Here is an 18,554-nt window from a genome sequence, read left to right as displayed (position 1 = left end):
AATTCAGCAAGGACCGGCCTGAACCGCGAAAATCCTATATTGGCCTCGTTGCAACGCTGTCGCAGCGGGTGGTGCTCACATCGGCAGACCCAGGAACTTGAATGGCTCAGCCTCCTGGAAATTCGCCGTCGCATCGCCGGCAAAGGTACGTGACTGTTGGGGCCCAAGATCGAGCTTCTTCACTTTTCCCTTCTCAGGTGAGAAATCGATTCCCTTGAGATCCACCCAGAATACATTCGGGGTCAGCACGGATTCGAAGAAGTACAGCTTGCGCTGATGGTCGGCGACGGTGCGCCACCGCGTCGAGGAAATGTTCGGCTGATCCGACGTTGAAATGCCGAACGGCACGGACACGTTGCGGATCACGCTGAAGACGCTGGCCAGGGCGCGGTCGGGATTTTCATCTTTCGGAATCGCATTGACGTAGAAGGACGCGCGCGCGAACCGATCTGCGGCGCGGTTCGTGCCCGGCAGCATCACCGTGCCGCCGATCTCCTTCCAATATTCGTTCAGCGCCAGCTGCTGCTCGAAGGTCGGGGAGTTGGTCATCACCTGGTACTTGCGGTCGTGATGGATGACCGGCCGGCCATTGATGTATTCGACGATTGCGCTGTCACCCGTGGCGTCCGAAAGAGACAGGTGAAGCGTGGCGAGCAATTTCTGTCCGGGCACGTTGTCGGTGACGATCGTGAATGGATCCGTCTCGAGTACTGCAACTGCATCCTGAACGGTGGCGAAATTGTCGAGCACGTATTGGGCCCAGGCGGCGATGGACAGGCCGGGCTTGGTGGAATCAAACTTCGGGTATTCGGATTCGGTGAGCCAGAGGACGTTGGCGACCAGTCCCGCCTCGTTCATGCCGTCCGAGGTCGAAACGTCGTAAGCGGAGGCAACAACGCTGCCGAATTTGGATTTCCATTTCAGCGAGTTCGGCCCGACCTCCCCGCTGCGCGCCATGCCTCTCGGGAAGATCCAGAGACTGGTCGGCATCTCAAACCGCCAGTCCATCGTCCGCGCAGTGACGACCTGATTGTTGGCGCCGAGATAAACCAGCCGCGTGCAAGCGAGCGAGAGCGATGGCGCAACGGCGATCACAGCCGCCAAGCTCGCCGAGAAAATGCGCGATAGGGCCAGACTCTTCATTGTCATCGACCTCGCAACAGCGTTTGAACCGACAGGAGCACGCTACCAGCTTCGAGGATCGTCACAATGACGTAGGTCAAACCGGGAAGGCCTTTCGCAAACAAGCCGTCGCGGAACGGGCAACGAGCAGAACGCCCTCCGACACCAATTCATCCGGCGATACGACCGACTTTCGCCCCCTGCTCCCACTCTATCCAAGTATTGGCAATACATTGATTCAAGAGATAGCAGTTCGCTTCTCGGGAAGCTCATCCTCAGCGCGCCAGCATCCAGAGGCCAAGCCCGATCAGGACCACGCCGCCGGCCCCGCGGCTCAACGCGGCATAGCGCGTATCAATGACCTTCTGCACGGTGAATGCCGCGAGTCCAAAAATGACGAGATCGTCGAGCATGAAGAACGTTACGTACAATCCGATGTAGGCGTAGTATGCTCCGGTCGAGAGGTCTGCCAGCGCGAGCATATGCGTGTAGATCGCCGGTAGCGCCGCCGAGCACGCGAACTCAATAGCGTTGACGGCAAACGCCAGACCGACGATCAGCAGGAGACTCACCATGCCGACGGGCGCGGCGACGATCTTGCGGATCCGCTGCATCGTGTGCTGCCGCTGTTCGGCATTACCAACGTCGCAGACGATCACGCCTCGCGTCACGGCAAGCTCATAGAGATGATCGATGCCGATCCCGATCGCCACCAGCCCAACGATCTGCGTGAGCGGACGGATATGACCGACGACGAGGAATGTGTTCAGCCACGCCGTCATGAACAGGAAGTAGAGCACGCCTGAAGCGAGCACGAAGGTTCCCACCAGCCACCAGATCTTGCCGTAGTCCTTGATGCCCGCGATCAGCGAGATCAAATAGACGAGGACCCACATGGCGCAGGGATTGAAGCCATCGGCGAGGCCCATCAGAATGCCCAGCGTCGGAAGCGAATAACCGACGGGGTCGATGTCTCCCAGCCACGGCAAGCTTATTGTGCGTGCGGAGCCCGCCGGACGCGCAATCGCGGTCTCATCAGCCGCAAGAGCCAGCAGGTCCCTGCCCGTTTTCTCCGCCGACTCGAAGCCGAGCAGGTAGCGCGAGCCGCGCACGAAGAGGGGAACGCCAAGTTCGTTCTCCGGTATGGCGTGCTGACGAGCAATGGCAAGGAACAGGGCTTCGTTGGCCGAATTCGACACATCGTGCAGGACGAAATCGACACGCGGTTGTGTCCTGAGAAACTCGATGGCCCTGTGGCAATGAGGGCAGTCCGGATGAAAGAAGACGTGAAGTCTTCCATCGTGCTGCCAAGCAGATGTGCTTTCAGGCGACGGCGCAACGTTTGCTGCGAGTTGCAGGGCCGCAAAGATCAATCCGAGCACGATGACCAGCGCAATGCGCAGCCGTGTCGAACTCAATGCCGAGAGACGGATCATTCAGGCAGGCTCCGAGAACGCGAACGGCCTGAGCTACCGCCTACCGGTGCCTCTTGAAGTTGATCTTTGTCAAACCGCGCCAGCTGGACTCCCGCTCGTGGTGCGGAGTGAAGCCTACTCGACCGGTTTCACGGTCAGTGTGCTTGCGCTTGCCGCGACCTTGACCACGCCAATCGATCGGCAGCTTCTCTACCCCGTCTTCAGTAGCCATCGGATCGGCATTGCGATCACCAGCAGCGTGATCACACCTGCCGCCCACAGCGCCACGAACCATAACAGCTGCCTCCAGGTTCGAGACACACGCAGCATCAGTGATACCCCTCACCGTGCCGCACCTTGCCGCGAAATATCCAGTAGACGTAGCCCGTATAGACAAGGATCACCGGCACCAGCACCGCCGCGCCGACGAGCAGGAACAACTGGCTGCTGGGATGCGTGGCTGCCTGCCAGATCGTAATGGAGGGCGGCACGATCATCGGCCACATGCTGATCCCAAGCCCGATATAGGAAAGCACGAAAAACCCGAGCGCGCAGAGGAAGGGCACCACATCCTCGCCCTTGCCGAGCGCGCGGTGAAAGCGCCATGCCAGCAGCGCCAGGAGAACTGGCACAGGCGCTGCGTAAAGCATGTTTGGCAGCGTCAGCCATCGCGCGCGGAACGCCGGGCTTTGGATGACCATCATCACGGATATGACGGCGATGAATCCGAGCGTCGCAAAGCCGAGAACGCGGGCATAGTTGCGGCAGCGTGCCTGAAGCGCGCCGTCGGTCTTCCAGATCAGCCAGCACGCGCCGAGCAGGCCATAGCCGACAACCAGGGCAACACCGGTCAGTACCGAGAAAGGCGTCAGCCAGTCCCACCAGCCGCCGGCGTAAGCACGCCCCTCCACGCGAATGCCCTGCACGATGGCGCCAAGGCAGACGCCCTGGAGGAATGCGGCGGCAAAGCTGCCCCACGAGAAGGCGCGGTCCCACCATAACTCGCCGGCGGAAGTCCGCGCGCGAAACCGCATTTCAAAGGCCACCCCGCGAAACACCAATGCGAGCAGCATCAGAATGAGCGGCATGTAAAGCGCCGGAAAGATCGTCGCGTAGGCCAGCGGAAACACGGCGAACAATCCGCCGCCACCCAGGACGAGCCAGGTTTCGTTGCCATCCCAGACCGGCGCAACGGAATTGACCATGACATCGCGGTCGGCTCTCGCCGCCTCGGCCGGAAACAGGATGCCCACGCCAAGGTCGAAGCCGTCCATCATCACGTAGAGCAACACGGCCGTCGCGATCAGCAGGGCCCAAATCAGTGTGAGGTCGATGCTCATGGCCTGATCCCCGCCGGCCGCGGTTCTGCTCCGTGCGTCTCTGGCGCCAGGTCTATCAAGCCCGGCGCCGGCGTAATGCCGGCCGTGCGCACCGGCTGGCCCTGTGGCGGTCCGTGCTCGCCGGCTTCAGGCGTCTGGCGGAAGAGATGAAACAGGTAAGCGATACCTGCGCCAAACACGACGAAGTACACGACAACGAATGCGGCGAGCGATGCAGCGACGGCTGGCGCGGCGATCGGCGAGACGCTATCCACGGTCCTCAGGAGTCCATAAACGGTGAAAGGCTGTCGTCCAGCCTCTGTCACCGTCCATCCGGCGGTCACCGCGATCAGCCCGGACGGCCCCATGGCCACGGCAAAGCGGTGGAGCCATGGCGTGTCATAGAGCCTGTTGCGCCGACGCAGCCAAAGCGACGCCACACCCAGCACGATCATCAACATCCCCAATCCGACCATGATGCGGAACGCCCAGAAGACGAGTGGGATATTGGTGGGCCATGTATCTTTCGGGAAAGCCTTGAGCCCCTTGACCTCTCCATCAAGGCTATGCGTGAGGTAAAGACTCGCGAAGGCAGGAATGGCAATCTGGCCGCGAGTCACACCGGCTTCGGCATCCGGCATGCCGAACAGGATGGAAGGCGCGCGGCGCTCGGTTTCGAAGTGACCTTCCATGGCGGCGACCTTGGTGGGCTGGTGGTGGTACGAGTTCACGCCATGCAGATCGCCGATCAGGAGCTGCATCGGGGCCACGATCGCGGCCATCCACATCGCCATCGAAAACATGATGCGAGCGCGTTCGTTCATCCTGTCCCGCAGGAGATGCCAGGCGCCCACGGCGCCCACGATCATTGCGGTCGTCAGGTAAGCCGCCGTGACCGTATGGGCGAAGCGATAGGGGAACGACGGATTGAAGATGATCGCGAGCCAGCTATCGGGAATGAACTGGCCGTCCGGTCCCGTCGCATGTCCCATCGGCGTTTGCATCCAGGAATTCGCGGCCAGGATCCAGAAGGCCGAGAGCAAGGTGCCGCCCGCGACGAAGCACGTCGCGACGAAATGCAGGCGAGGACCAACGCGGCCGAGGCCAAACAGCATGACCCCCAGAAAGCCGGCCTCCAGAAAGAATGCCGTCAGCACCTCATAACCAAGGAGCGGCCCGAGCACCGGGGATGTCTTGTCGGCAAACACGGACCAGTTCGTCCCGAACTGGTATGACATGACCAGGCCGGACACGACGCCCATGGCGAAGGCAACGGCGAAAATTTTCAGCCAGTATCGGTAGGTATCAAGATAGGCCGTCCGGCCAGTCCCCAACCATAAGGCTTCGAGCACGGCGAGATAGCTCGCCAGTCCGATGGTGAAAGCGGGAAACAGGAAATGCCAGACGACCGTAAAGGCAAACTGAAACCGCGCGAGATCCAAGGCACTGGGCAGTAAGTCAGACACGGCTTCGCCCCCCAACAACAACTGCGGCTTGAGTCTAACGCTTCAAGCTCGCCGCTGGTTCCAAAGGCCTATGCGCTTGAACGCATATGCGCATGACCTTATATAACGTCTATGCAAACTCCGGAAGACTTTCTCGCCGCTCTTGCGGAACCCACCCGCCTCGCCGCGCTCCGGCTCCTCTGGGATGGCCGGGAGTATTGCGTCTGCGAGCTCATGCGCCACCTCGGTGCCACACAGTCGCGCATGTCCAGGCACATGGGCGTGCTCAAGGCCGCCGGGCTCGTCATCGACCGACGCGATGCCCAGTGGGTTCGTTATCGGCGCAACCCTGATCTACCGCAAAGCGCTGCGCGCATCGTCGATGCAGTGATTGCCGCAACGGACGTCAAAGGAAGGATTGCCGCATGAGCGTTGAAGGCGTCGCGATCCGCACCGATGAGCCGAGGCGGGAGCCAAGATGGAAATGGCTGGCCGGCCTCGGCATGGCCCTTGCCGCATGGGGCTTGGTCTATAGCCAGCTCATCCCCGCTTCGGAATGGGCGGTTTCGCTTCTGCCCGTCGACCGGGCGAGCCGTCTTGGCGAAGCACTTGCCTTCTTCTTGTACGACACTCCAAAGGTCATCCTTCTCCTGACGCTTATCGTCTTCGTGATGGGCGTCGTGCGCAGCTACTTCTCGCCGGAAAAGACCCGCGCTCTGTTGGCTGGCAAAAGGGAGGGACTCGGCAACATCATGGCCGCCGGCCTCGGCGTCTTCACGCCATTCTGCTCCTGCTCGGCCGTGCCGCTGTTCATCGGTTTCGTCTCTGCCGGCATCCCGCTCGGCGTTACCTTCTCCTTTCTCATTGCCGCGCCGATGGTGAACGAGGTGGCGCTCGGTCTGCTGTTCGGCCTCGTCGGTTGGAAGGTAGCACTCACCTATCTCGGTTTCGGACTCGGCGTCGCCATCGTCGCCGGCTGGGTGATCGGCCGCTTGAAGCTCGAGGGCTGGCTGCAGGACTGGGTCAAGGACATCCATGCCGGTGGCGCGATGGTGGTCCCCGACGAACGGCTGACCTTCGTTGACCGCATCCAGCTCGGCATTGAAGCCGTCAAGGACATCGTCGGCAAGGTCTGGATCTGGATCATCGCTGGCATCGCGGCCGGCGCCCTGATCCACGGCTATGTGCCGGCCGACCTGATGGTCCGGATCATGGGGGTGGATGCCTGGTGGTCTGTGCCGGCCGCGGTGCTGATCGGCATCCCCATGTACACCAATGCGGCCGGGGTGATCCCGATCGTGGAGGCGCTGCTCGGCAAGGGTGCGGCGCTCGGCACGACCCTCGCCTTCATGATGTCGGTGATCGCCCTGTCGCTGCCGGAGATGATCATCTTGCGCAAGGTTCTGACGCTGCGCCTGATCGCGGTGTTCGTCGGCGTCGTCGGCACGGGCATCCTCGCCGTCGGCTTCTTGTTCAACATGCTTTTCCACTGAGACACACAAGGAGTGCGCAAGATGAAGGACGTGAAGGTGCTCGGCCCCGGCTGCAAGCGCTGCGAGGCCACGGAGGCAATGGTAAAGAATGCCGCGTCGAAACTCGGCATCGACGTGAAGGTCGAAAAGGTCACAGACTATGCCGAAATCGCGAAATTCGGCATCGCCTCGACGCCGGGCATCGTCGTCGATGGCAAGGTCGTCCACGCGGGCGGATTGCCGAAGGAGGATGCCCTCGAGACATGGCTGCGAGCGTGATGCCGGAATAATCAGTAGAGGCGCCGCATTGACGCCCACGGCAGTGTCGCCACCACGAAACAGGCGGAAATCCCTGGCGTTGCCCTTGTCGGCATCGTGATCAACACCGGAACGGCACTGCTATTTCGCACCAGCCGGCGCAGCGACTGCGCTCCAGCCTCGGCCTTTCATTCGACGGCATGCCCTCATCCATCGACCGCACAAAAGTCGCGGCATGGCTGAGGTCGCGCCCGGGAATTGCCAGCGTCCACGACGTGCACATCTGGTCCTTGAGCACGACCAGAGCGGCGCTGACAGCACATCTGATCATGCCAGCAGGACATCCCGGCGACGGTTTTCTGGACAAGGTTGCGGACGAGCAGGCGCATGATCAGTGCCGGCGTCCACCTTTGATAGTATCGTTGGCACACTACGATCACAAATCAGACGGGTGTCGCGCCAAGCGCACGCTTTGCCCCGAAAGACGGAAGGAAGAGCTACGAAACGAGTTCGATGCGGACAGACCGTTCAACTGCATCAGAATGACAGTTTGCCGATCGAGGCTCCGCCATCGACGTGCAGAGTCTGACCGGTCATGAAAGCTGCGTCGTCGGATAACAGGAATGCGACTGCCGCAGCGATTTCCTCCGGCTTGCCGAAACGCCGCATCGGAACGCCGGCGAGATAGCGCGCTTCCCCCTCGCTCCCAGGGGCGTTGTTCGCCCTGAACAGTTCGGTCTCGGTCGGTCCCGGTGAAACGGCGTTGACCGTGACGCCCGTCGCGGCAAGCTCCAGGGCCCAGCTTCGGGTGAAGCTCACGAGGGCAGCCTTGGCCGCCGCATAGCTCGTGCGCTCGATGCTGCCGAGCACCGTGAGGCTGGAGATATTGACGATCCTCCCCCACCCGCGTGAGCGCATGTCCGGAAGAGCTGTCTGCGTCGCAACCAGCGCCGGATGCAGATTGACGCGCATGACTTCCTCGAGAGTCGAGACAGCGATATCGCCAAGAGGTGCCGCACGCACGAGGCCGACATTGTTGACGACGCCGTCGACTTCGGCCTCCCGGATGATCGCCGCGAGCGTGTCGCCGGATGCCGGATTGGCGAGGTCGAGGGGATGTAACTCACCGGGGAATCCTTCCGACGCGTTGCGCGCAATGCCGACGATGGCGTGTCCCTGTTTTGCGAGGCGGTGTGACAGTGCGAGGCCGATGCCCTTGCTGGCGCCGGTGATCAGGAAGGTTCTCTTCATGTGATATCCTTTCGGCCCCCGCTTCTTGTGGGGCGAGGCCTATTGAACAGGTTTCGATCAGGCGGCGAGACTCGCGGCGCAGCGCCGGCAGCACGTCTTCCGGTTCGGGACGGCGGGTACAGTCCGGGTTCAGCTCGGCATAGAGGACTATGCCGTCCTGGCTGACAACGAAGCGGACCGGCATGGGCAGGGTCCAGCTCGGATCACCGTTGAAGGCCGGCAGATCGTTCTTCAGTGACTTGTAGAGATCGACGAGATTGCGCGACATCTCGCACCGAAAGCGATCAGTTCGGCGGTGGCACGGTGCGTCGTCTCGATGACGGAGTGAGGCACATTACAAGGCGGTCTGCCGGCTTCGAAAGCGGTCTTGAAGGCGTCGAGCTTGGATTGCAGGGTCATGATGGTTCTCAGTGAAAAACTTGATTCTGATGAATGCTGGAGTGGACGACGGTCAGCCGTTGGCCGCCATGGAGCGCGCAACCTCGGCAGCGCTGATGCCTTCCAGCGCGAGGCCATAGCCGGCACCTTCATCGATGATCCGGCGCAGCTTCTGGGTGAGCGCGATGCGGGTGTAGCGGCTCGTCAGTGGCGGCAGAGCGGCAAGGCCTTCAGCGATCTTGCGGGCGCGGGCAAGCAACCCATCGGCAGGTACGATCTCGTTCACGGTGCCCCAGTCCTTGGCCGTCTGGGCGTCGAGGATCTGCCGGGTGAGAATGAAATAGCGGCCGCGAACGCTGCCGATGACTTCCGGCCACAGCAGGTTGACACCGTCGCCGGGCACTATACCGAAGTCGAAATGTGGCTTGTCCTGGAAGACGGTCTCAGGCGTCGCCAGCACGATGTCGGCGAGCAGCGCATATTCCGAATGCAAGAGAACGGGGCCGTTCAGGGCGGCAATCAGAGGCACCTCGATGTCGAGAATATTCATGAGGACTTTCTTGCCCTCGCGATAGATCTTGTCGTAACCGCGCGGAGAGAAGAAATCGAAACCGTCAGGGCTGATCGCATCCATGAAGGCATCACCGGAGCCGGTCAGGATTACGACGCGGTTATCCGGATCGGAGCCGATCTCATGGAAGAGATCGACGAACTGCTCGTGGGTGTGGCCGTTGAATACGAGCTTGCCACCGTCGGTGTGCAGCGCGACCTCCAGTACACCGCTTTCCGAGCGGACCAGGCGGGCGTTGGCGAAGGAATCCTTGTAGGTGTTGAAATTGGACACGGTGGTTCTCCTGCTGTTTCGAATTGGACGGATGTTCGGGAAGGATCAGGCGGCGGGCACGAGCGCTTCGACGCGGGCGATGGCACGCTGGACGGCCGGGCGTGCCGCGACGTCGTCGTACCAGCGGGAAAGGTTCGGCCTTTCGGCCAGCGTCAGGCCGGGAAACTGGCGTCGCCACAGCCAGCCGAAGTGGGCAATGTCTGCGATTGTGAAATCGTCGCCGGCGGCGAAGGCCTGATCGGCCAGCTTCGCGTCGAGAAGACCAAGCACGCGTTCGGCCTCGCTGGTGAAGCGGGCTTCGGCGATCGGCTGCGGCTCCGGCGACGAGCGTTTGAAGAAACCGGCATTGCCGAAAGCAGGGCTAAGGCCCGAAGCATGAAAGAAAAGTTGCTCGAATACGCGGGCGCGGGCGGCGCCGCTCTCCGGCAGGAGCTTGCCGGTCTTCTCTGCCAGATAGACGAGGATAGCGGCGCTTTCCGTCAGGATGAACCGCTCGCGGTCCACGTCATCGACCAGCACAGGCACCTTGCTGTTGGGGTTGAGAGCAATGAAGGCCGGTTCCTTCTGCTCGCCCTTACGGACGTTGACCGGTTTCAACTCGTAGGCCAGCCCCATCTCTTCGAGCGCAATCGGTACCTTGACGCTGTTGGGCGTGGCGAAGGCGTGAACTTCGATCAACTCTGTCTCCATCGGACTGCTTGTTGTCGCTGGAGCTATGACCATTCCTGCTATATTGAGGCAGAAGCCTTGAAGCGATATTGCTTATTCCTATAGAGAATAAGCGACATGGACAGATTTCAGGCGATGGCCGCCTTCGTGCGCGTGGTGGAGACGGGCTCCTTCTCGGAAGCGGCCCGGCAGATCGGGGTCGGGCAACCGGCGATCTCGAAAACGATCGCGCAGCTTGAAGACCGGCTTCAGGTGCGGTTGCTGGTGCGCTCGACTCATGGTCTGACGCCGACGGATGCGGGACTCCGATTCTACGAGCGCGCCAAGACGGCGATCCAGGAAGCGGACGAGGCGGAGTTGGAGGCGCGAGGCGCGGGAGCAAGCCTGACCGGTCAGCTTCGCGTCTCGGCCGCAACCACCTTCGCCAGGCTTCTAGTCGTGCCGCGGCTGCCAGAATTCCTCACCCAGCATCCTGATCTGGAGATCGACATCGTCCTCGACGACCGCGTCATCGACCTCGTATCCGAAGGGGTCGATGTGTCATTTCGGATGGGCCAACTGTCGGACTCCTCGGCGGTGGCAAGGCGGCTTGCGCGCGGGCGCCGGTCCGTCATTGCAACGCCCGCCTATCTCGAGCAGGCCGGAGTTCCGGCTGTGCCAGCCGAGCTCGCGACGCATGAGGCAATCGTCTACAGCCAGCTCGAAAACAACTGGATATTCCGAAAGGATGGCACCGAAGCATCGGTCGCAATCCGCGGCCGCGTCCGGGTGAGTGCCGCAGAAGGGGTCCGCGCCGCGGTCCTCGCCAACATTGGGTTGACGGTCAACTCCGACTGGATGTTCGCGCCCGAGTTGGAAAGCGGCGCCGTCGTTCGCGTGCTGAAGGACTGGGAGCTTCCGCCAGTCGATCTGTGGGCGGTCTTCCCGACTGGACGGCTGGCAAGTGCCAAAGCACGGGCCTTCGTCGATTTCGTAGAAACCGCAATAGGAAAACCAGATGTCCCTAATGCCGCTTCTGAGTCAGAACAACGCCAGTGCGGCTACAGATAGCGAAAACCACCGCCGAAACTACGAAATTCCGCCGCCTGTATCCGTCATTCCCACTCTATCGTTTCGAACGCCGCTTCGTCGTTGATTTGTAAGCACAATTCTCCACGTGTGACGGAAAACTCCCGACGATGTACCCGCTGCAATTTTCCGGTCTTGAATTCACAGAAAAATTCGAGCCGCTCGCAACGCCGGCAGTTCCGATACCTATCGGGGTCAATCGACTGTCGGCGTTGCCTGGGCAGCGAAGATTGCCGTGCACGCACTGGTGCGGTGTAGATTCAGATACCGTCAGAGATCGGAATGGCGCTTGGCCGCTCGGTCCGCACAGACAAAGGCGTTCTTGCCGAGGAGATGAATATTCTCTTGATGCCGCTGCTCGTCGACCCCGCCGACCCGCAAGCGAACGTGTATCGGGGTGGCCAGACGGACCTATTTTCCGCGGAACACCGCCGAGCGACGTTCCACGAAAGACTGGATGCCTTCTTTCATGTCTTCGCTGCTGAACACACGATCCTTGATCTCTGGAATGTAATCGATCGCAGCTTTTTCACCGGCCTCGATGTATTTCAGCGCGGCTTCCTTGGTCACCTGAATGCCAATCGGTGCGTTCTTCGCGATGAGCTGGGCGATCTCCATCGCGCGACCGATCTGCTGGCCGGGAGCGACGACCTCCTGAACAAATCCGACCTTGTAGGCTCGCGCCGCATTGAACTCGTCGCACAAGAACAGGTGATACATCGCATCTCCCCAGCCGGCCCGGGTCAGATAGCGAAAATGGGCGCCACCGAGTGGCGCGATCCCGCGCTTGGATTCCATCTGGCAGAACCGGGCGTCGTCGGCCGCTACGACGATGTCGCCAGCCAGCATCATCTCGATACCGATCGTGAAACAGATCCCCTGCACTGCTGTCACGATCGGCTTGCGGCACCGGCTTTTCAGCGCGAACGCATCGATGTTGCCTGGCTTGATCTCGGTATTTTCGGCCTTGGGTCCGAAGAACTTCGGCATATCAAGTCCCGCCGTGAAGTCCGGGCCCTCGGCGCAGAGCACTCCGACCCAGTAGTCGTCGGTGCGATCGAGAAGGGTCATCGCATCCGACATCTGCGCCATCATCTGCGGACTGAACGAGTTCTTCTTGGCAACGTTGTCGATGACAATCTTGAACACATGCCCGTGCACCTCGGTGCGGATTTGGCCGACTTGGGTTTTTGTGTCGTTCATTTCCAGTCTCCGAATTTGGTCCAGGCGACTGCGCCGTGCCCCGACACCGCCATCGCTCGGATTAGCTCAGCGCTGCGAATGCAGTTCGTTCGAAAGCCATCAATTCCTCTGTGCGGCCGTCGCGTATCTTCAGGAGCCATTGCGGATCCTGAAGCAGCGCCCGACCCACCGCGACAAGATCGAACTCCTCGCGGTCGAGGCGGCGGATCAGCTCGTCGAGGGACGCCGGACGCGAGCTCTCTCCGCCGTATGCGGCGATGAATTCGCCAGTCAGACCGACCGACCCGACGGAAACCGTTGGTACCCCCGTAACCTTCTTCGCCCACCCGGCGAAATTCAAATCAGAGCCGTCAAACTCCGGCTCCCAGAAGCGCCGTTGCGAGCAATGCAAGATATCGACTCCGGCGTCGACCAGAGGCTTGAGCCAGGCTTCCAATGCGCGAGGCGTATCGGCCAGCTTCACGTCATAATCCTGCTGCTTCCACTGGCTGATGCGGAGCAATATCGGAAAGTCCGCTCCAACCGACTTGCGCACCGCTTGAACAATATCAGAGGCGAACCGCGCTCGGCCCGGCAGATCCTTGCCTCCGTAGGCATCCTCCCGGCGATTGGTACCTTCCCAGAAGAACTGATCGATCAGATAGCCGTGCGCGCCGTGCAATTCGACGGCATCGAATCCCAGGCGCTTGGCCGCAAGCGCCGCATCGGCGAAGGCGCGAATGGCGTCCGCGATGTCCTCTTCGCTCATCGGCTCGCCGAACTTCTTTTCCGGTCGCGACAGGCCGGATGGACTGTCGTAAGCACCGGGAGGAGACCAATCCCGGGCGCGCGTGCGAACGGCTCCAACATGCCATAGCTGCGGTGCCATCAGGCCGCCCGCGGCGTGCACCTCGTCAACCACACGCCGCCACCCTGCCAGTTCCTCCTCACCATGAAAGCGGGGAACATTCGGATCGTTCAAGGATGCCGGGCGATCCACGCCGGTACCCTCCGATATGATCAACCCGACGGCTCCTTCGGCGCGGCGGGCGTAATATCGCGCGACGTCTTCGGTCGGAATTCCGCCAGGAGAGAATGAGCGCGTCATCGGCGCCATCACCACCCGGTTCGGCAAGTTCAGCCCTTTCAGCCTGAAAGGCCGGAAAAGTACGTCGCTGGACATTGGTCCTCCACAATTCGGCTGGCCGCCTTGCGGGCTCAGATCACCCGCGTTGCGCCTTCAGACGGCCAATTCACTTGGTCTCGGCGCTTAGTACGTTACCGAACTGCTCCCACGTGGTGCCATTCCAACGCTGCAGTTGCAGCTGCGTGTACGCCATGCTGCTTTCCGGGCCCGTGTTGATCATAATGCCGGGTATGAGAGTGGGAAGCGACAGCCCGCGTATGCTTCGCGATTGCTTGCCGATATTCTCGCGCGAGAGATCGTTGCCGCACTGCTTGAGCACCTGCTCCAGGATCTGTCCCTGCTGGGTACCGAACAGATAATTGTTATCGCCGATATCGGCACCGGGCAGGTATTTGGCAAAGAAGTCGCGGTACCACTTCATGCCGGGATCGTCGGCCCACTTCTTGTCGTTCGGGTCCTTGAACATTGTTGCAGTGATTATGCCTATGGCCTTTTCCGGTCCCGCCGGGACGATGGTCGCCGACACGGAGCTCGAAACGAGATTGATCAGGAACAGCGGCTTCCAACCGATCTCGTCGGCTTTCTTGATGGCCTGCGCTGCGAATTTTGGCGTGCCGGCCACCAAAAAGGCCTCAGCGCCAGACGACTTCAGCGACACGACGTGGGAATCAATGGTCGGCTCGGTCACCTCGTAGGAGGACACGACGACTTTCTTGTCGAAATCGTCCTTCAGGTAGCCCTTGAATGCGTTGACGAAGTCCTTACCCAAATCGTCGTTCTGATACAGGATGGCAATCTTCGCGTCCGGACGGGTCTGGGTGATATACTTCGCGTAGATCCGTCCCTCGGTGTCGTAGCTCGGCAATCCAGTCGTGGTCATCGGAAATTCAGCGAAATTCGTGAACTTGGTGACTCCGCTCACGACAAACAGATGGGGTACTTTCTTCGCGTTGACGTACTTGATGGTGGCGCTGATGCCGGGCGTGCCCAACGGACCGAACAGGAAGGCCACCTCATCGCTCTCGATGAGTTTCCTGGTCTGCTCTACCGTCTTGGGAGGGCTGTAACCATCATCGTAGGTGACGAGGTTGATTTTCCGTCCGTTGATTCCGCCACGCTCGTTGATCGAATTGACGTAGGCAATCATGCCCTTTCCGGTGTTGCTGAGCGGCGAAGCGGGGCCGCTAAACGGAAAGGTCGCCCCTATCTTCACCTCGGATTCGGTGACTCCCGGCGTCTCCGCACGAGCCGACGCGCCGCCTACAGATACCGCGAGCGCAGTCGCAATGATGATCTTCCCAAACATGGACATCTCTCCTCCCGGCGACGGCTCGCGCCGCTTCTCGATTTCTTCTCCCAGCGGTCAAAGCGTGTTCTGAACGCCCTGGTTATGTTCCCTGCATGCGTCAGACCGCAGCCGCCACATCGGACCTGGTTGCGACCGCCGGCGCGACCGCCATCTCGCGCAACTTGTGCTTGAGTATCTTGCCGGTGGAGGCCGATGGCAGAGCCTCGAGCACGATCACCTCGGTCGGACGCTTGTACGACGCGAGCTGTTGAGCCGCGTACGACTTCAGGTCCTCGGCGCTGACGCGTGCGCCGGGAAGAAGCTGCACGAACGCGACGACCTCCTCGTTGCCGTCGACCGATCGTCCAACGACGGCCGATTGCACCACCTTGTCGTGCGAGTTCAGCACAGCCTCCACCTCGGCGGGGTAAACGTTGAAGCCGGAGCGGATGATCAGTTCCTTGGTGCGGCCGGCGATATACAGATGCCCTGCGCCGTTCACCCGGGCGAGGTCCCCCGTGTTGAACCATCCCTGGTGGTCGATCGCCGCCGCCGTCAATTCCGGGGCGCGATAGTAGCCGAGCATTACATTGGGGCCCCGGACGTGCAATTCGCCGACCTCACCGGCCGCGACTTTGTTGCCTTGCATGTCCACGATCCGGTGCTCGATACCGGGAAGAAAGGGGCCAACTGACTCGTCTGTGACAGGCTGCTCTGAACGGACACCAGACAGGCCCGGCGAGCATTCGGTGATGCCGTAATTGTTCAAGAGCGGGATTCCAAACTCGTCCTCGATCCGTTTTTTCAGATCGAGGTCGAGGGGAGCGCCGGCGACAGACATGAGCCGCAACCTGCCCCGATCGAGCCGTTGGATACCCTTGACAGCCTTGTATTCGAGCAAACGCTGATATGTGGCGGGCACGCCGAAGAGGCTCGTAATACCCTCCTCGGCTATGGCATGCGCCAGCGCAGCCGGATCGGCCTTGGCTACGACGTGCAGGGTGCTGCCATGCATCAGCGTTGCAATCAGCAGAATCGAATAGCCGACGATGTGGGACATCGGCAGCACACCATAGATGCGGTCGGCCGGATCGTTCTTCCGCAGCAGCCCCGAAACCCTTCCGGTGAAGAGGAGATTGCGGTGGCTCAACATGACCCCCTTCGGGGCACCGGTCGTGCCCGATGTGTAAAGGAGACCCGCAACCTGCCGCGCGCCATCTCTCTCGACGGGCTCCGGTTGCGCATCGGCATTGAGGGGACCGATGCCAATTCCGCCAAACGGCCCCACGGCGCTGATCTTGGCCCCGATGCGGCTGGCGTGATCGGCGGCTTCCTTCGAAACCGCCGCGTTGATCAGCACGCGCCTGGCGCCGCTATGCGTCCCGATCTGGTCGATCTCCCGGGCCGAGAGGCGGGGATTGACCGCGATGCCCCATGCATCGAGCTTGCTGGCCGCAAACAGGATCGCGCCCAGAGCCACGCTGTTCTCGCTCGCAATCATCACGCGATCGCCGGGCCTGATCCCGAGATCGGCGAGATCATTCGCCGCGGCGTTCACGGCATCGGAGAACTGCCGGTAAGTCCACGAACGTCCCCCTTCCACGAACGCCGGATGATCCGGGATGTCCCGCACGAAGGGCGCGTAGACCTCGTGTACCCTGGACGGTAGTTCATCCAGCAACTCGGCCGCAGTGATATCGTCCACGCTCCTCATGCCGTCCTCCCTGGTGCTTTGTTTTTGAGATCGCAGAGCGGCCCCTTCAAACGGAAGGTCCGCACGGTCACTCCATCTACGACGAGTAGATCGTTCTAAAACAGAACTGTCAACCCGAATGGCTTTGATACTGCCACAAAAACCGGACATGCCGGTGCAATCGCCTAATTCCTATTTGGAATTGAATGTTGCGACGCAGATCGTTCGGTGAAGCCGAAAGGCGACACTGGCTCGAACGAGCGCAGTGCTTGTTCGAACGCAGCCGCAGTAATTGGCGCTCTTTGGAGTCTGCTCATCCCGGCTCAATGCTCGCGGGCGCTCAGGTTTGAGAAGCTTCTGTCGGGAATTGACATACGTTCGCCGAGTTGAGAGTTCGCGCACCCAGGGTCACCATTTCTCGACCCATGGCCGGAGCACGATTTCGAACGCCCAGGTCGACCGATGCTGCCGATGAAGCTGCAGATAGGTTTTCGCGATATGGTCGGGGTCAGCCATATTGTCGTCGACAGTCGTCCCTGCCAGCCGATGCGCACGAGTGCCGTCCTCCTGAGTCCAGCCGATCGCGGCGTCGATCGGCACATTCGCTATGTGGACGCCCTGCGGCATCAGTTCTCTTGCCATGCTTTGCGCGAGTGCGGACTTGGCATGACATGCCATTGCAAACGCGCCACTTGACGGGAAGCCCTTGAGCGCCGCGCTGGCGTTCGTGAAGATGATCGTTCCTCTCGCGCCGTTGCCGTCCGGTTGGTTTCCGAGCATGAGCCGAGCTGCTTGTTGACCGACCAAAAACGCGCTGAACGCCGAGCTTCGAAGAGTTTCGAGCACCATGACCGGGTCGGCTTCGATCACGTTCTTGCGGAAGATTCCGGGAACCCGGCCGTCGATGTTGTGCACGACAAGCCTTGGCGTTCCGACGTCCCGAACGACATTCTCGAACAGCCGTGCCACGGCTGCCGGTTCGCTTGCATCGCAGGCGTACCGACGCACACCATAGGTCTTCTCGAGAGTTTCAAGCACTGCCTTTTCGGGATTCCTAGCTGCAACACCGACACGCATGCCGCTTTCCGCGAACAGCCTGGCGCAACTCGAGCTGATACCCGGGCCGCCGCCGACAATGAGAGCAGCCTCCTGGGCGGAAGTCTGGATGTCGCGGTTGGATTGAGTCATGTTGCTGCCTCGGATGCGTTTGGTGACCTATTGCTTCACTGCAATGACGACCTTGCCCTTCGCGCGCCCAGCCTCGACCGGCTACGACCGTGGTCGCGTCGGCCAAGGCATCACCAATTTTCTCGGAATGGACGCAGCTCCGTGAGGAATGACCAGGCCGAACGGTCCTGATCGTAGAGATGGTAAAGTTCGTCGGCGATCGCGGCCGGCTTGATGAAGAATTCATCCGGCTTGTCGCCCATCCGCGCGCGCATCCGAGGCGTGTCAATCACGGCATCGATGAGCACATAGGAGACGTGCACGCCGAGCGGCCACATCTCGCGCGCGATGGATTCGGCCAGAATGCGCTGCGCCGCCTTTGTCGGGGCGAAGCCGGCGAAATTGGCCTTGCCCCGGATCGACGACGTGTTTCCGGTCACCAGGATTGCTCCCTTGCCGCGATTGATCATGTCAGGAGCCACTTCGCGCGCCAGGTACAACAGGCCCATCACGTTGACTTCGAAGTTGCCCTTCAGCATCTTCGGATCGATCTCGCGAAAACTCCCCCAGCCCCCTCCTACTGCGTTGTGGATGAGAACCTCGGCCGCGCCAAAGCGGCCCTTTATATCGCTGACCACGGCATGCACTTGGCCCTCATCTGAGACGTCGCAGGTCATCGCGTGCACGTCCGGGAGCTCTTGCGCAAGGCGATTGATGAGCTCCGCTGAGCGCGCGAGCGCCATGACACGGAACCCGCCAGCGGAGAAGCGCCTGACGATGGCAGCTCCCGTGCCGGGCCCTACCCCCGTCACGATCGCGATCGGTTTGTCGGTCAT

17 protein-coding genes are annotated in these 18,554 nt (G+C 61.1%); 4 read left to right on the top strand and 13 right to left on the bottom strand.

Translation table 11 applies throughout. From position 1 onward, the window contains the following. Nucleotides 1-75: 75 nt before the first annotated feature. From ACSHT2_RS00390 to ACSHT2_RS00375, 4 genes are all read right to left on the bottom strand, one after another. On the bottom strand, nt 76-1,149 hold the full coding sequence (locus tag ACSHT2_RS00390; protein WP_440639883.1) for a linear amide C-N hydrolase: 1,074 nt from the start codon (nt 1,147-1,149) through the stop codon (nt 76-78). A gap of 248 nt (nt 1,150-1,397) precedes the next feature. Further along, nucleotides 1,398-2,504, bottom strand: a complete 1,107-nt coding sequence (locus ACSHT2_RS00385) for a glutaredoxin family protein (protein WP_440639881.1) — start codon at nt 2,502-2,504, stop codon at nt 1,398-1,400. 362 nt (nt 2,505-2,866) lie between these two features. Next, nucleotides 2,867-3,877 (bottom strand): cytochrome d ubiquinol oxidase subunit II, encoded by a 1,011-nt coding sequence (gene cydB, locus ACSHT2_RS00380; protein ID WP_440639879.1) that lies wholly within the window; start codon nt 3,875-3,877, stop codon nt 2,867-2,869. Then, nucleotides 3,874-5,322 carry a cytochrome ubiquinol oxidase subunit I gene (locus tag ACSHT2_RS00375; RefSeq protein ID WP_440639877.1) on the bottom strand — a complete coding sequence of 483 codons (1,449 nt, stop codon included), beginning with the start codon at nt 5,320-5,322 and terminating at the stop codon, nt 3,874-3,876. The genes cydB and ACSHT2_RS00375 overlap by 4 nt, the downstream gene beginning before the upstream one ends. 111 nt (nt 5,323-5,433) lie before the next feature. Between ACSHT2_RS00375 and ACSHT2_RS00370 the strand changes: the two genes are divergently transcribed. Genes ACSHT2_RS00370 through ACSHT2_RS00360 form a run of 3 tightly spaced genes read left to right on the top strand, consistent with a single transcriptional unit; the run spans nt 5,434 to nt 7,052 of the window. Continuing rightward, a complete protein-coding gene (locus ACSHT2_RS00370) occupies nt 5,434-5,730 on the top strand; it encodes an ArsR/SmtB family transcription factor (RefSeq protein ID WP_271530325.1) in 297 nt (98 codons plus the stop codon). Then, nucleotides 5,727-6,794, top strand: a complete 1,068-nt coding sequence (locus ACSHT2_RS00365) for a permease (RefSeq protein ID WP_440639875.1) — start codon at nt 5,727-5,729, stop codon at nt 6,792-6,794. Before ACSHT2_RS00370 ends, ACSHT2_RS00365 begins: the two co-directional genes overlap by 4 nt. 21 nt (nt 6,795-6,815) lie before the next feature. Continuing rightward, entirely contained in the window at nt 6,816-7,052 is a 237-nt protein-coding gene (locus ACSHT2_RS00360; RefSeq protein WP_440639873.1) for a thioredoxin family protein, read from the top strand. Nucleotides 7,053-7,568: 516 nt separating this feature from the next. Here the strand turns inward: ACSHT2_RS00360 and ACSHT2_RS00355 are convergent. The 3 genes from ACSHT2_RS00355 to ACSHT2_RS00345 form a co-directional block, all read right to left on the bottom strand. Then, nucleotides 7,569-8,282 (bottom strand): SDR family oxidoreductase, encoded by a 714-nt coding sequence (locus tag ACSHT2_RS00355; RefSeq protein WP_440639871.1) that lies wholly within the window; start codon nt 8,280-8,282, stop codon nt 7,569-7,571. A 451-nt stretch (nt 8,283-8,733) separates the two neighbouring features. After that, nucleotides 8,734-9,504 carry an enoyl-CoA hydratase/isomerase family protein gene (locus tag ACSHT2_RS00350; RefSeq protein ID WP_440639869.1) on the bottom strand — a complete coding sequence of 257 codons (771 nt, stop codon included), beginning with the start codon at nt 9,502-9,504 and terminating at the stop codon, nt 8,734-8,736. A 45-nt stretch (nt 9,505-9,549) separates the two neighbouring features. Continuing rightward, complete coding sequence (locus ACSHT2_RS00345; protein WP_440639867.1) at nt 9,550-10,182, bottom strand: glutathione S-transferase family protein; 633 nt, start codon at nt 10,180-10,182, stop codon at nt 9,550-9,552. A 108-nt stretch (nt 10,183-10,290) separates the two neighbouring features. Between ACSHT2_RS00345 and ACSHT2_RS00340 the strand changes: the two genes are divergently transcribed. Next, a complete protein-coding gene (locus tag ACSHT2_RS00340) occupies nt 10,291-11,223 on the top strand; it encodes a LysR family transcriptional regulator (protein WP_440639865.1) in 933 nt (310 codons plus the stop codon). A 429-nt stretch (nt 11,224-11,652) separates the two neighbouring features. Here the strand turns inward: ACSHT2_RS00340 and ACSHT2_RS00335 are convergent, their stop codons facing one another. The 6 genes from ACSHT2_RS00335 to ACSHT2_RS00310 form a co-directional block, all read right to left on the bottom strand. Next, nucleotides 11,653-12,444 carry a crotonase/enoyl-CoA hydratase family protein gene (locus ACSHT2_RS00335; RefSeq protein ID WP_440639863.1) on the bottom strand — a complete coding sequence of 264 codons (792 nt, stop codon included), beginning with the start codon at nt 12,442-12,444 and terminating at the stop codon, nt 11,653-11,655. 61 nt (nt 12,445-12,505) lie between these two features. Then, a complete protein-coding gene (locus ACSHT2_RS00330) occupies nt 12,506-13,606 on the bottom strand; it encodes an NADH:flavin oxidoreductase (protein WP_440639861.1) in 1,101 nt (366 codons plus the stop codon). Nucleotides 13,607-13,676: 70 nt separating this feature from the next. Next, complete coding sequence (locus ACSHT2_RS00325) at nt 13,677-14,876, bottom strand: ABC transporter substrate-binding protein (protein WP_440639859.1); 1,200 nt, start codon at nt 14,874-14,876, stop codon at nt 13,677-13,679. Between the two features lie 100 nt (nt 14,877-14,976). Further along, nucleotides 14,977-16,572, bottom strand: coding sequence for a class I adenylate-forming enzyme family protein (locus ACSHT2_RS00320; protein ID WP_440639857.1), 1,596 nt, complete (start codon nt 16,570-16,572; stop codon nt 14,977-14,979). Between the two features lie 387 nt (nt 16,573-16,959). Then, a complete protein-coding gene (locus ACSHT2_RS00315; RefSeq protein ID WP_440639855.1) occupies nt 16,960-17,739 on the bottom strand; it encodes an SDR family oxidoreductase in 780 nt (259 codons plus the stop codon). A 110-nt stretch (nt 17,740-17,849) separates the two neighbouring features. Continuing rightward, complete coding sequence (locus ACSHT2_RS00310) at nt 17,850-18,554, bottom strand: SDR family NAD(P)-dependent oxidoreductase (RefSeq protein WP_440639853.1); 705 nt, start codon at nt 18,552-18,554, stop codon at nt 17,850-17,852.

This window comes from Bradyrhizobium sp. PUT101 (assembly GCF_052043945.1).
Classification (GTDB): Bacteria; Pseudomonadota; Alphaproteobacteria; order Rhizobiales; family Xanthobacteraceae; genus Bradyrhizobium.
Note: the sequence above shows the minus strand (reverse complement) of the source record. Positions and strands in the feature narration are given on the sequence as shown.